Here is a 13,972-nt window from a genome sequence, read left to right on the forward strand (position 1 = left end):
GCTAATACTAAGTGCAGCAAGAACAAATTTCCACATGAAGCGTTACGCCTACTTTATTTCAGACGGTACCGGCATCACGGCGGAGACCCTTGGCAACAGCCTGTTATCCCAGTTCGAAGAGATAGAATTCGAACGAATCACCTTGCCCTATATCGATTCTGAGGAGAAAGCACGGGAAGCCGTTCAGCAAATCAATCAACAGGCACAGGAAAGCGGCCACTCTGCCATTGTGTTTGACACCATCGTTGATAAAAACATACGAAAGATCATCGATTCTGCTGATGTGTTTAAAGTCGATATTTTCTCCGCCTTCCTGGCGCCTTTGGAAAGTGAACTCGCGGTCAAATCGTCTTATACCGTTGGCAAATCCCATTCACCGACGGATAGCGACGATTATTTAAGCCGCATGGATGCAGTAAACTTCGCACTGGATAACGATGACGGCGCACGCACTCGCCACTATGCGGATGCTGATGTGATTTTGGTTGGCGTCTCTCGCTGCGGCAAAACACCAACCAGCCTGTATATGGCCATGCAATTTGGTATAAAAGCGGCGAATTACCCTCTCACCGAGGAAGATATGCTGGACCTGAAATTACCCCAGAGCTTGTCGCAGCATAAACACAAACTGTTTGGGCTGACCATTGATCCGGATCGCCTGGCAGCAATACGCACAGAGCGCCGTGCAAACAGCCGATATTCTTCGCTGAAACAGTGCTATCACGAAGTCGACGAGGTGGAGTTTTTATATGAACGGGAAAAAATCCCATTTATAAGCACCACCGATAAATCAATCGAAGAGATTTCAACCCGCATTATGGCTGAGACAGGGTTACAGCGGCGCCTGCAAAGCTAGCGCTGCTCTGCCTTCTTCGCATTCATTGCCTTAGCGATGGTTCGTGGCTTGGTGAAAACCAGACTATGATCTGAATTAGGGACTTCGATAAATTGCCAGTCCGGGCTTTGCTCTGACAACAGCCGGTGGCGCTGCTTCATTGGCTCCCGACTCAATCCTCCTACAAAACTGACTCCGGAATACGGTGATTGCCAGGCGACAAAGTCTTTCCCGCGAGCAGTCAGGTTCTTCTCAACAACCCTCAAGGCAACCGCAAAACCCGAAGCATTTTCGCGCAACCGCTGCATGGTTAACTCATCCGCCGTCGCGTTGGGTTTTCTGTTCGGGGATACTGAATTCAAGAAGCGCCGATATACCGAAACATCTGCTTCGCCCTTCTCAATTTCACGAGCGATTGAAGCGTATTCAGCGGCCTTATTATTAAGATCTGCAATTTTTGATGAGAACAACATTGCCGGTTCAATAAGAAACAGCAATCCTTCAAAGCCTTCTCCTGAGTAAGAACTGTGAAAATTACTCAGATAATCCAGAGCAATCAGCCCACCAAAAGAGTAACCGCCGATATCAAACTGCTGCCAATCCAATGCTTCAAGCAACTCGACTAATTGCAGAGAGAAGTTAGAAGCCTCGACATCATTCTTTGTCAGAAATTCAGCACCACCCATACCAGCCAGATCAACAACTAAAATCTCTTGCCAGTGATCAAGGTAGTTACAAACGTAAGTCCAGGTGACCTCCCCAGCCACACCAGCTCCATGCAATAACACTAAGCGATTGCCGGAGTTCGATGATGTCTCGGGATATTGAAAAATCCAGCCATGCTGATGAACAGTGGCCGTATTGAAATTAATCTGATGCTTTTCCATGCCACCAGTTTACCTCCAGAGAGGCATTAGCGGGAGCATCAGCAGGAAAATAAATGATGACCGAAACGACGTCCTGATCGTCTATTTTTACCATCGTGTTCTTAGATGGCTGTCCCAGCCAACTGCCTTCCTTTGAAACAAAAGAGAGCTGCGGCGTGAAGTACAAAGCGGAGAACTGGTGATCAGCCAAAATAATGGACACAGGTAGGTTTGCAGCAGAATCCTCTTGCCGCAACTTAAGCTGCAAGACCCGAAAATCAGACGGATCGTCTAATTTAAAGTACCAGGCTTTTTTAGGACCAAAGCGAGTAGAAATCGGAACAGTATTCAGGAAGCCGGAAAACAAAACAGATTTTTCTGCTGAAATCTGTTCTTTAAAATACGAGCGATATCGCTGACAACAACCACTCGACATTTTCTCTGACACACGAAATGGAGGAGCATAGATATGGTCATAACTTACCGGTACATCAACTTCTTCAACTTCAATTTGGGAATCAATAATCGTCTGATTACGAACCTGGCCAGTTTCATCGACATAGGTGAAAAAGGGTGGGTTATCCGCTTTCTCTTTCTCAAGTTTTTTCTCGAACTGCTCTTCAGTAAGATACTCATCCTTTTCAGCAGAGAGTGAAGGAACCTTATTCTTAGTGCCCAGAGGTTGCTCGCTTTCACTTTCGGTTTGCTTGCCAGCCTCTTGCCCTTTTTCGTCTGATTCTCGATTTACCAGCGAGTTATGAATTCTCCCCTGAGCATCAACCCAGGTAAAATATTCCTGCTCTGCCATTACAAACAATGGCAACAGCAGCAGAAATACCATACGACGCATCAGAACTTGGTCCGGAAACTGAAGCCAGCAGCACCAATTGTAAGCTTGGTGTTCACATCAAGACCAGGGTACGGGTTAGTTACAGTACAGGTCAGACAGTTACGGTTAATTGCGTTACTTGAGTTCGGATAGTTACCCGTGTCAGTGTTAGCCTGAGGATCAGCACGAATTTCTTCTTTCGACTGCATAAAACTCAATGACAAATCGATGGTCGTATCGAGATCCCAACGATACCCCATACCAACACTGTAAAGCTCAGCAAAACCAAGTGGCGCCTGAATACTACGTGCATCATCGGGAATAGAGGTTTCACGAGGCTCATAACCTGCACGCAGTTTGATACGAGAATTCAGATCATATTGAAAACCAAAACCGAAACTCCAAACACTGCGGAACCCCATTGGCTGCCTTAGACTGGTATTCGTCACCAAGTCTGGCGCTAATGTTTTTGCGGAACTCAGGAAGCTAACCGGTCTGTCGAATTGAATTTCCAAAGCGTCCCATTTATCAAAATCGGTCCAACCGGCATCCACATTAATCTGGAACTTATCGAGAAAACGAAACTTAGTACCAATTTGCAAATGTTGAGGATACGTCAATTCAATTGCAACGTGACCTTTCTCAGACGTTTGACCGGTTGGCAAACCGAAAATAGCACCACCAATGGCACCAATAATCGATGCACGGAATTTACGAAAGAAGCCGGAGAACTGATCATCATATTGAAGATCAAATGTCCCTTTAAGATTGGTTACTGCCTCACTTTGATAACCAACACCAATGCCGAACCAATCAGTAGGCTCCCATAGGAAACCAACATTAAAAGACGGAGACAATGTCTCCTCAGAAATTACACTCAGCTCACCAACATCTTCATATGGACCAACCTTACCACCACACAAGGTTACAAGCGGCGCAAGCGGGTCATTATTCGGGGCTGGCGTACCATCCTTATTAAAGCATCCAAATGCATCCTGAAGCTCCCCAACCACACCAATCAATACACTGGGTGCACGAATATCCTGTACAACGGCAACAGCCTGATGAGAAAACAGAAAGCTGGCCCCGACGGAAAACTCATCAGTAACGCGATAACCAAACGACGGAGAGAGATAGGTAAAGCGCTGCAGCGCAACCTGCTTAGCCTGATAACGACCTGGGTCATCATCTTCTTTGGCAAAGCCAGCCGCCATCGGTGCATATACTGCGTTTGCAAATGTAAATTTAGAGCCTGGTGGCTGAATGGATATTCCACCGGTAGGCAATGTCAGAATCGGCGCCTTCATTGGCAAAAGACCAATACCTGGAATATAAGCCGCAGCGGTACTTTTACTTTTACCTTCTTTTAATATGGGGTCATCGTGCGGCTTTAAAAGATTTCCATTTGCCGCCTCTAAATCATAGTCTTCAGGCAGACTGAAAGTAGCTTCAGCAGCCAGATAAATATTCTGGAGCTGAACCTCTAACTGACGGCCGTCCAATTTGGCCAGGCCTGCAGGATTAAAGTGAATACTCATAATCCCCTGTGGATCGCCGGTAATAGCATTTCCCATAGACATAGCTCGCGTATCGAGGAACAAATTGGTAGCAAGCTGACCATTTGCAGTACCAGCAACACTTCCAATTAATGCCCCGAGCGCAGTAGCAATCAGTCGCTTAATACGACGTTTGGTGATAGTCATTGTTATCATTCTTCTGTGACTGATCAGTTAGGCTTCACACCTTCGATATCGATCGGCAACGATAAACCCAGAATAAAATCTGGCGCTAATTCCGTTACCCCATAGCCAACATTGATATTGGCAATCGTTTTTGGCGAAACCCTGACGCCTAAAGCGAAGTTCATAATACCCGTCATCTGGCTCCCTGCGGTTGATGTACGAGTATTTGCACCGTCCTGCAAAACAAAACGAGTTTTATCGTTAAATGAACCCTGGAATGACGCACTCAATGAAACATCATAAGAAAGAGAGTAAGCAAAGCCCATCGAGAAAGATAAGTTACTTCCCGGATGCACCTCGCGGAGAATAGCACTACCCCTAACCTGATTTAGGTCTGTTAGAGGGAAATTATAACCAAATGTACCAGAGCCAAATAAAACAACCGGGTCGAGTACTTTAGATACACTTACCCCACCACTTAAACCGTAAGTTCCGGAACCGGTGGATAGATTTTTGTTTAAATCAATTTCGTATGGACTATCACCAGTCTTTAAACGGGCACTACCAAAGAAAGTTGAAGACATTTTTCCCGGAACATACTCAAAAGGCTGCCAGCGCGTAGTACCAGTTAAATCACCAATTGAGTACGCGGTCAGGTCTTCACCTGTATCAAATTTTGCAATAAGAGGTAAACGACCGCTCAATGTCAGATTATTTAACAAGCCATAATCGAAAGTAATCGAATTGGTGAAAGTATGAGAAGCAACTGGAGAGACATTGGCATTTTTCACTACACCCGATCCCTGTGGTCTACCATCAACAAGATTTGGCTCGATAACCAGCTCAATGCGCTGATCACCAAAATAGGAATAGTCGAAGTTATAATTCAGACTCATTCCACCTTGCTTAAGTAATGAGTAGTTTTTCTCTGCTGCTTCAAATACTTCTTCAAGCGCCCTTTCTGTATCCGCGTCATTATCCTGTTTAGACAACGCCTCCCGTGCCTTTGACAAATCACGGGCACTCTCTGCTGATGCTAAGCCCGCCATCAAAACCAAAGAAACCATTACCAGCGTGGATCGAATTAACATGTACCTATGCCCTGTATCTTATTATTTTCTTCGAAAGCGCAACGTTTTCTCGATACGCTCGGTAGGATCACTACTATTCCAAACATTAAAGTCGTCCTGCGCTACACCGTCTGCTGCAGTCTCAATTTTAAATTCAAATAAAGTTTCGCCGTCTTCATTCTTTTTAATATTGCCGTTTTCATCGCGCTGACTTTGGAGTGTTGAACGTAGATTATTGTGCAAAGAAGCGATTTTATTACCAACAAGATCCTCGTGACGCATCATAAAATGAGGAAATTCTCGATATGTATTTTGGGCAATAATATAGTCGGAGACATAACGCATATCTTCTTCTCTTAATTCCAGCCCACTTGCTGGACGGTGACCATTAGGAAAAACAATAAAGAGGACATTATTATCCCAGATTTCAAGAAAACGATTTAATGTAAAGCTTAAATTACCAAGCGCAGGATCAGCAACATAGACCCTACCCTCATAAACTGTACGAATAACAACAAAATGTTTAAATCCAGCGTATTCAATCGGAGCGATTGCCGGGTGATCAAGCTCAATCAGGTCAGAGGCCTCGGCTTTAAACCCGCCCGATGGGTGACCCAAGGCAGTTACCAGGCGTTTCATATCTAACAGAGAAAAGCCGCGTCGCTGGACGATGCGCTCAGTTTCACCGAAACGTAGCAACCCCTCCATCACCTGGCGTTCCTGGAAATTACGTCCCAGATAGAAATCGAGAAGAGTCGTTAATGCAGCGGAACCACAAGAGTAATCATATGCCTGACGTACGACGTTATTAAATTTCTGAACTGCCAAAGGCTCAACATTGACGACTTGATCGTATTGACCATCTTGACCAACAGCAACTCGCACAACGGTATCACCCTGATTTCTATCAGGAACAATCGCAAATTCGTTAACCATTGCAAACGCAATAATAGAACCTAGGAGAATGACAAACATTTTATTTTTATCTTAATTATTAGTCTTAGCAATGTTACATAAAATCACACAACCAACCAAGCCAAAATTGCTCACTTTTAAACATTTTCGGCCATATTTTTGCCAACTTTACATTTACATCAGGCACAAAAAAACCCGCCGAAGCGGGTCTTTTTTTAACAGTTCACCAAGTAAAACTTAGTGACCGTAAATACGCTGAGTCAGACCATTTAGCTGGATATTACTCACCGACACAGAACCGATGGAAGCACCGCCCAACTCAATACCACCAACTTCCAGAGTGCCATTGATGTTACCCATTGCAATGTAAACACCACCACCTGATGCAGCAGTCCCACCTTGAGCCCAAATAGTTTGCTTAACGTTCACAGCACCACCTGCACCATCATCAAAGGTAACATCTTTCAGCTTGACTGCAGAACCGCCTGCAATTGCACCTTGCAACGCTGTCAGCTCAGCACCCTCAATGTCACCATCATTATCCGCATCGAAGGTGTTAGCACCCGCAAACGCAGCCTTATCTGTCGCAGCAGCATAGCCAGCAGCATAAGCAGTCGCAGAATCAGTACCACGAGTATTTGCTTGAGCCTGAGTATAACCGAATGCACCAACATCCAGATCTACAATACGAACATCCATATCAGCCAGGATCACAGCAGAACCGTCAGCAGCATTAGAAGTTACACCTGCACCATTATCGAAAGACTGAGTAATGCCGTAGGCAGCCGCGGCACCCGGGTTAGCCATATTAACAACCGTAGTATCGTTGCGCTCAAGAGCAATTACAGCATGAACATCATTAACCACTTCCGTTTGGTAAGCTGTACCGTTTGAATCAGCTACCCAAGTCGAGTTTGTATCAACCTGTGCAGTAGAAGCACCAACTGCACCAGTTGGAGCCGTAGCGCTTGTCAGAACGTATTCAGACTCATTGGTAGTTTTTTCACCAGCAGCATTCAAAAAATCGCCATCAGAATCAACATGATACTGTTGCTGAGACCAAGAACCTTTAGTGCTACGCAAAGCAACCGCACTGGTACCTGCCTGAACGCCATTACCGATATCGATAGTCAGATTATTGGTAGTAGTCATACCAATCTTCAGGGAACCATCAGCCAGAGTGTCGATGGTCTGAGTGATATCAGTCTCGCTCACACGGATATTTTCCAGAACAACCGTACCTTCATCAGTGTAAGCAACTTCGCCGATAGTGATACCAGCCGCATCCATATCAATTTCAATGGTAACACCAGCCTGACCAGTCACACCGCCCAACTCAGAATCACCGATTGGCTGCAGCGCTTGAGCAGCAAATGAGGCTGCAGCAATTGCTGCGGCGAGAGTAGCTTTTTGTAAGAATTTCATTGAGTGCACACTCCAATATTATTTTTTTTACTTAAGTATTCGAGCATTTCCATGCTCTATCACCACCCAGCTTCTCAACCAGTTTATGTGTTTGACAATCTAAGCAGATGAATTTTTTTACTTAACGTAGTTGGCTTACGTTTTGGCAGATTTTTATATCTGACGATTTAGTTTTTCTTGTTCTTGTTTTCCCAGCTCTGTGGGAGAATGCACACAATCTATTATGGGGTTAAAAACTTGTCTAGCTCTTTTTTACATATTTTCACAGAGACGCTTGTGATTGTTACTTAGAAAATTGACACACAAGACAAGAAGAACCAACTTAACCCTTAATTATCAGTAACTTAGAAAAACGAAACGAGCATTAAAACTGGCTTATTATGTCCCACAAGAAGCTAGACCTTAGCGCCAGAACAGCCTTAAACCGAGCACATGCTTTGGATAATCCAATACTACTCTCCGCAGGAGATTACAGCGGTCGTTACATATTGGCTTACGCACCAGAACAACTGGTCCCATCAGCAACATCCTGTGCGACAGAGTGGCAGAAACAAATCAAACCTGCATGGCTAGATGACACATCGAACTGCGAAAGCACTGAGAAATCATCAGCAAACAAACCCTTCGCGAGCGGCTGGGCCGGCTTCTTTCACTATCCAAGTATCTCTAGCCTGAATACAAAGCCCGAGCATCACAATCAGCCCAAAGGGGTTATGGCTTACTACAACTGCTCTCTTCTTTTGGATATCGATACCGACGAAGTCTGGTTACAGAACCCTAAGCAGTTAAGTGACAAAACAATCCTATCCTGGCTTGAGCCTCTCTACAGTGGGCATTCAGTAGAAGCCGAACCACACCAACATAAATGGTCGGCCTTATGGAGTCAGCCTGAGTACACCAATGCCTTTAATAAGGTGCAGGACTACTTACGTGCTGGTGATTGCTACCAGATCAATCTAACCATGCCGTTTCGCTGTTCGGGTGATTTAACTGAAAAGAGCCCTTACCCGCTGATTAAGCAGTTTCGCCCAGCCTTTGGCGGCTATATGAAAACCAAAGGACTGACGCTTTTCAGTGTAAGTCCTGAACGCTTTATCCGAATCGACGGCGATCGCATCGAGACCAAACCAATTAAAGGAACCCTCCCTCGGGGAGCAACATCGGAGCAAGACCAACAATTGAAGCAGCAACTTGCTGACAGCAACAAGAACAAAGCAGAGAATCTGATGATTGTTGACCTGCTTCGCAACGATCTCAGCCGCAGCGCTGAACCACACAGCGTAAAAGTCGAGAAACTGTTCGAACTTGAATCCCATGCAAACGTGCATCACTTGGTAAGTACTATTTCAGCGAAAAAGCGGGCTGATAAGTCACATCTGGACGTTATTCTCGATGCCTTTCCTGGGGGATCGATTACCGGCGCACCCAAAAAGCGAGCGATGGAAGTTATTGAGGAGCTGGAGATTAAGCCACGCGGCCTCTATTGCGGCTCATTAGGCTATTTTGATGATGCAGGCCATAGCGACTTCAATATTCTGATACGGAGTATCGTTGCAACCAAAGAAGGTGCCGAGTGCTGGGGAGGTGGAGGAATTACAGTTGATTCAACCGCAGATGACGAGTACCAGGAGATCATGAACAAGGTCGGTAAGATATTATCTACGCCAATGTAGGCCATTAGCTAACATTCAGTCGGGAGAACAGATGCTCTCCCGACTTTCAGACTGGCTATTAAAGCGTCAGCTCACGATTACTGGCTTTAATAAACTCTTTCTTCAGATCTTCGTAAGTATGCACCGCAGGGAATTGCGGAAACTCTTCGATCACATTTTGTGGTGCATGGAACAGAATACCGGCATCCGCTTCTGCAAGCATGGTGGTGTCATTGTATGAGTCACCTGCTGCAATAGTGCGGTAGTAAATCGTTTGCAATGCACGAATGGATTGGCGCTTAGGGTCTGCCTGACGCAGCTTATAATCAACAACGCGACCTTCGTCATCAGTAATCAGACGATGACAGAACAGCGTTGGGAAGCCCAGCTGACGCATCAATGGCTGAGAGAACTCATAAAAGGTATCCGACAGGATGATCACCTGAAAACGCTCACGCAACCAATCCACAAACTCACGAGCACCCTCTAAAGGCGCAAGCGTAGCGATCACTTCCTGAATATCCTGAATCTTCAGATTATTCTCATCGAGAATACGCAGACGCTGCTTCATAAGAACATCGTAATCCGGAATATCACGTGTTGTAGCCTTTAATTCTTCAATACCGGTCTTATTAGCAAATTCGATCCAAATTTCCGGTACCAATACACCTTCCAGATCCAGACATGCGATTTCCATGTGAGCTCCCGCTGTTTTCGTGACTAAATATGATGAGTTTTGTTCGCGCGTACTCTACCAATGCAGATTTCAAAGACAAGTTGAAAACCACATATAAATATTCTTTTTTATTCTTTTATCGAATACAAAGGCCATGCTAGCCTTTCACGCTTTAATAATTACGCCGGAAATCAGCCATGACCGATATTGCTAACGCCAATCTGCAACTCGCTGATGCAGATCCACAAACAATCGTACGCTGGGCCATTGAAAATGGTAGCAACCCTCTGGTTACCACCAACTTCGGTCCGTATGAAGCTGTGATTTTACACATGGCGACTCAGGTTAAGTCCGACATTCGTGTAATCTGGATCGACTCTGGTTACAACACCCGCGAAACCTACAAAGTCGCAGAAGAGTTAATCAGCTCTCTGAATCTTAATATTGATGTATATACACCTAAAGTATCTGCAGCACGTCGCGATGCGGCACTGGGTGGTATTCCAGGTGTCGATGACCCTGCGCACGAAGAGTTCACCCGCCAGTTCAAGCTTGAACCATTCGAACGCGCTATGGCCGAAGCAAAACCAGATGTTTGGCTGACAGCAGTGCGTAAAGAGCAAACAGCCTTCCGCCAGGAGATGGATATCGTTTCCGAAGGCCCGAATGGTGTTCTGAAAGTTGCTCCGGTATTAAACTGGCTGGAAAGTGATATGCAGAAGTACCTTGAAGAAAATAATCTTCCGAATGTGATCAAGTATTTTGACCCGACTAAAGCGATCTCAAACCGCGAGTGTGGTTTACATACCAAGATCTGATGTCGATAGTTTCAGAGCAATAAAAAAGGGCGATCTAATCGCCCTTTTTTATTGCTCTGAAACTCAGACTGCTCATCAATGCTCTGGCAACACAACATCCGAAAACAGCTCATCAATTTCTTGTCGACTGTGACAATGGGTAGCCTTCTCGACCAGATCTCGACTCAGGTGTGGTGCAAAAGCGGAGATAAAGTCGTACATATAGCCACGCAAGAACGTGCCTTTGCGGAAACCAATCTGAGTTACGCTTGGTGCAAACAGATGACTCGCATCAATCGCTACCAGATCTGAATCCTGCTCTTTATCCAATGCCATGCTGGCAACGATTCCAACACCTACCCCTAATCGAACATAGGTTTTTATCACATCGGAATCAGCTGCCGTAAACGCAACACGTGGCGTCAGGCCACGGGTTTTGAATGCTTCATCCAATTTCGAACGCCCGGTAAACCCAAAAACGTAAGTTACCAGCGGATATGCAGCGACCTGCTCAAGCGACGGCCTCGGGTTCTGAGCCAACGGATGATTTCGTGGCACCAATATACTGCGATTCCAGCGATAGCACGGCATCATAATCAGATCAGAGAACAGCTCCATCGCTTCGGTAGCAATGGCAAAGTCGGTTGTTCCGTTAGCTGCCATCTCAGAAATCTGCATCGGCGTCCCCTGATGCATATGCAGAGAGACATCCGGATACTTTTGCATAAACCCTTCTATAACACCCGGCAAAGCGTAGCGTGCCTGGGTGTGGGTCGTAGCAATCGACAAGCTGCCTTTGGTTTCGTCACTGAACTCCTGAGCAACCTGTTTAATGCTTTCTACTTTACGCAGAATCTCACCAGCCACCTGCAAAATGGCCTCACCTGCCGGCGTAATGCGCGTTAAATGCTTACCACTGCGGGCAAACACCTCAACACCTAACTCATCTTCCAGCAGGCGGATTTGCTTACTGATACCCGGCTGAGAGGTGTACAGTACCTGAGCAGTCGCAGAGACATTCAGGTCGTGATGCGCTACCTCCCATATGTAACGCAGTTGCTGTAACTTCATACGTCCTCCGTGCCAGACCTTGTGTTTCGTTATAAAAATATAAACAAATATTCTTTTCCAGAATAGATGCAACACACTACATTAGCGTTGAATCTTTATTTTTTAGAGCTACTGGTACTACTTTAGACCATATTTCATGGATATTTTGTTATATATAGCTTCAGGCGCGATCGTTGGTCTGATTGTTGGCGTTACCGGCATTGGCGGCGGTGCTCTGATGACTCCGCTACTCCTGATGTTTGGCTTTCCTCCTCATATCGCTGTTGGTACCGATCTGATGTATGCAGCACTGACAAAGGCGGGAGGAGCCTACAGCCACCACAAGCAGAATCACGTCCAGTGGTCACTGGTTCGCACATTGGCTTTAGGCAGCATTCCTGCTGCTCTGATTACAGGCTTTGCCCTGAAAACACTGTTTGAAGACTCCGAGCAGTACGCTTCTCTGCTGAGTAGCGCTCTGGGTATCATGCTGTTGCTGACAGCAACCGTTATCCTTATTCGCAGCAAAATACAAAATTGGGCAGCAGCAACCTTTAAGGGCAACTTCAGCCATTACCGCCGGCATGCAACCCTGGTGATGGGTGTGCTACTCGGCGTATTTGTTACGCTGTCATCGGTTGGAGCTGGCGCTATTGGTACAGCAATACTGATGATGCTTTACCCGGCGCTACGCTCAACAAACATCGTCGGCACCGACATTGCTCATGCCGTGCCGCTGACGCTGGCTGCAGGCCTTATTCATATGTACCTGGGTAACGTCGACTTTTATCTGCTTTGTGCCCTGTTAATCGGCTCGCTCCCAGCGATTCATGTCGGCAGCCATCTTAGTCGTAAAGTGCCGGAGAAATTATTGAAACCTATTCTCGCGAGTATCTTATTTACGATTGGGGCAAAATACGCGTTCTTTTAAATAGCGACGGCAGGAAAGTCATTCAATTCTCCCGAACAGACTCAAATGGAGTGTTAATTTGCGTCTAAGCTAAGTGAGTTCACACTTAACAAAGGGAGAAAAAGACAATGCAACAAGCGGAATTACTGACGCTCGACCAGGTTGCCGACATCCTCAGCCTGAAGCCGATTACCATCAAACGTTACGCCCGCGAAGGATTGCTGGACTCGGAAGAAGAAAAAGGCGAACTGCTTTTTCAACCAGAAAAAGTACAACGCTTTAAAGACATTCAGGCCAAGCTGCGCTAACCAAACAGATCATCCGTTTTACCTGGTCCGCTTTCTCCGGGCCAGGTTTGCTCACCCAGCCCCCAAAGCTCTTCCAGATAACGAACAAAATACTGAACATCGGTATTGCCAGCAGTATGAATAAAGAAGTACGGCGTCCTGCCCTCTTCCAGCCACAGCCCTAACTTCTGTTTCCACTGTAATAAGTAACGTTCATTCTGCTTCCAGTCACTGTGACCGATAAACCGAACCACAGGCGAGCTGTGAGTTGCTATCGGATGAACTGGCATACGTGGCTTTTTAGCTCTGGCATCCAACACCGCATCCGTCATCGCACTGTCGGCAAACAAACCTCTGGAATCAAAAATAGTTCGCCCTGCACCAACATCCGATAAGGATCTCAGCAATATTGATTCGTGCTCCGACTTATCGAAGAACTGCAGATTCCGTAACTCGACGGAAATATCCATCGCAACGTCTTGCTTTAACTGCCCAAGAAACTCCCTTAACTCCTGCTGACGAAGTGGAGAAAACGTAGCAGGTAGTTGCAGCAATACAGACCCTAAACGATCACCCAATTGATTAAAAAAGGCGAGAATCTGCTGCCGGTGGTTGCAATAAGCCGCAACCAGGTTATCTGAATGGCTAACGTCTTTTGGCAATTTAAAGCAAAAGCGAAAATTATCCGGCACCATTTTCAGCCATTGATCCACTCTCTGGGCGGAAGGCAAACCATAAAATGTAGTATTCCCCTCAACCGAGGCAAATACTCTGGAATACTCCTCCAACGCGGTTGTACTGGTTTGCCAATCACTGAGCATATTTCCTCGCCAGTCATCCATAAACCACATTGGTAACCCTAATTTAAGATTTCCGCTGTTTAACGCTGTTTTCAGGCAATATTCCATAGGCTTTTGAGTGTGCTTTTAGCGCATGTTTTGTCATAATCCGTAGCCATTGTAACAAAAGCTCTAATGC

At 45.8% G+C, this 13,972-nt stretch carries 14 protein-coding genes; 5 read left to right on the top strand and 9 right to left on the bottom strand.

Features of this window, described 5'->3' with window-relative positions; translation table 11 throughout:
* Positions 1-34 precede the first annotated feature (34 nt).
* Entirely contained in the window at positions 35-856 is an 822-nt protein-coding gene (gene ppsR, locus ACOQOZ_RS04345) for a posphoenolpyruvate synthetase regulatory kinase/phosphorylase PpsR (protein WP_420591053.1), read from the top strand.
* Here the strand turns inward: ppsR and ACOQOZ_RS04350 are convergent.
* The 6 genes from ACOQOZ_RS04350 to ACOQOZ_RS04375 all read right to left on the bottom strand — a co-directional run bounded on the left by ACOQOZ_RS04350 (position 853) and on the right by ACOQOZ_RS04375 (position 7,622).
* Positions 853-1,722, bottom strand: coding sequence for an alpha/beta fold hydrolase (locus ACOQOZ_RS04350; RefSeq protein ID WP_420591054.1), 870 nt, complete (start codon positions 1,720-1,722; stop codon positions 853-855). The genes ppsR and ACOQOZ_RS04350 overlap by 4 nt on opposite strands.
* Complete coding sequence (locus ACOQOZ_RS04355) at positions 1,703-2,551, bottom strand: hypothetical protein (RefSeq protein WP_420591055.1); 849 nt, start codon at positions 2,549-2,551, stop codon at positions 1,703-1,705. The genes ACOQOZ_RS04350 and ACOQOZ_RS04355 overlap by 20 nt, the downstream gene beginning before the upstream one ends.
* Positions 2,551-4,233 carry an OmpP1/FadL family transporter gene (locus ACOQOZ_RS04360; protein ID WP_420591056.1) on the bottom strand — a complete coding sequence of 561 codons (1,683 nt, stop codon included), beginning with the start codon at positions 4,231-4,233 and terminating at the stop codon, positions 2,551-2,553. The genes ACOQOZ_RS04355 and ACOQOZ_RS04360 overlap by 1 nt, the downstream gene beginning before the upstream one ends.
* 23 nt (positions 4,234-4,256) lie before the next feature.
* Positions 4,257-5,303, bottom strand: a complete 1,047-nt coding sequence (locus ACOQOZ_RS04365; RefSeq protein WP_420591057.1) for a transporter — start codon at positions 5,301-5,303, stop codon at positions 4,257-4,259.
* Between the two features lie 21 nt (positions 5,304-5,324).
* Positions 5,325-6,257: a C39 family peptidase gene (locus tag ACOQOZ_RS04370; RefSeq protein WP_420591058.1), complete on the bottom strand. Its 933-nt coding sequence runs from the start codon at positions 6,255-6,257 to the stop codon at positions 5,325-5,327.
* Between the two features lie 177 nt (positions 6,258-6,434).
* The gene (locus ACOQOZ_RS04375) at positions 6,435-7,622 is read right to left on the bottom strand and encodes a DUF6160 family protein (RefSeq protein WP_420591059.1); all 1,188 of its coding nucleotides are present in this window, start codon (positions 7,620-7,622) and stop codon (positions 6,435-6,437) included.
* 380 nt (positions 7,623-8,002) lie between these two features.
* On the opposite strand from ACOQOZ_RS04375, the gene ACOQOZ_RS04380 reads away from it, so the two are divergent.
* Positions 8,003-9,295, top strand: a complete 1,293-nt coding sequence (locus ACOQOZ_RS04380; protein ID WP_420591060.1) for an anthranilate synthase component I family protein — start codon at positions 8,003-8,005, stop codon at positions 9,293-9,295.
* A gap of 58 nt (positions 9,296-9,353) precedes the next feature.
* On the opposite strand, the gene thrH is transcribed toward ACOQOZ_RS04380, so the two are convergent.
* Positions 9,354-9,971 carry a bifunctional phosphoserine phosphatase/homoserine phosphotransferase ThrH gene (thrH, locus tag ACOQOZ_RS04385; protein ID WP_420591061.1) on the bottom strand — a complete coding sequence of 206 codons (618 nt, stop codon included), beginning with the start codon at positions 9,969-9,971 and terminating at the stop codon, positions 9,354-9,356.
* 176 nt (positions 9,972-10,147) lie between these two features.
* Between thrH and ACOQOZ_RS04390 the strand changes: the two genes are divergently transcribed.
* Positions 10,148-10,768, top strand: coding sequence for a phosphoadenosine phosphosulfate reductase family protein (locus ACOQOZ_RS04390; RefSeq protein ID WP_420591062.1), 621 nt, complete (start codon positions 10,148-10,150; stop codon positions 10,766-10,768).
* A gap of 75 nt (positions 10,769-10,843) precedes the next feature.
* On the opposite strand, the gene cysB is transcribed toward ACOQOZ_RS04390, so the two are convergent.
* Positions 10,844-11,818 carry an HTH-type transcriptional regulator CysB gene (gene cysB, locus ACOQOZ_RS04395; protein WP_420591063.1) on the bottom strand — a complete coding sequence of 325 codons (975 nt, stop codon included), beginning with the start codon at positions 11,816-11,818 and terminating at the stop codon, positions 10,844-10,846.
* Between the two features lie 136 nt (positions 11,819-11,954).
* Here cysB and ACOQOZ_RS04400 point away from each other — a divergent pair, with 136 nt between their 5' ends.
* Both ACOQOZ_RS04400 and ACOQOZ_RS04405 read left to right on the top strand, forming a co-directional pair.
* Positions 11,955-12,728 (top strand): sulfite exporter TauE/SafE family protein, encoded by a 774-nt coding sequence (locus tag ACOQOZ_RS04400; protein ID WP_420591064.1) that lies wholly within the window; start codon positions 11,955-11,957, stop codon positions 12,726-12,728.
* 107 nt (positions 12,729-12,835) lie between these two features.
* Positions 12,836-13,015: a MerR family transcriptional regulator gene (locus tag ACOQOZ_RS04405; RefSeq protein WP_420591065.1), complete on the top strand. Its 180-nt coding sequence runs from the start codon at positions 12,836-12,838 to the stop codon at positions 13,013-13,015.
* Here the strand turns inward: ACOQOZ_RS04405 and ACOQOZ_RS04410 are convergent.
* Positions 13,012-13,845, bottom strand: a complete 834-nt coding sequence (locus tag ACOQOZ_RS04410) for a DUF72 domain-containing protein (RefSeq protein ID WP_420591066.1) — start codon at positions 13,843-13,845, stop codon at positions 13,012-13,014. The genes ACOQOZ_RS04405 and ACOQOZ_RS04410 overlap by 4 nt on opposite strands.
* Positions 13,846-13,972 lie beyond the last annotated feature (127 nt).

It is taken from the genome of Bacterioplanoides sp. (genome assembly GCF_965219715.1).
In the GTDB taxonomy this organism is placed as follows: domain Bacteria; phylum Pseudomonadota; class Gammaproteobacteria; order Pseudomonadales; family Oceanobacteraceae; genus Bacterioplanoides.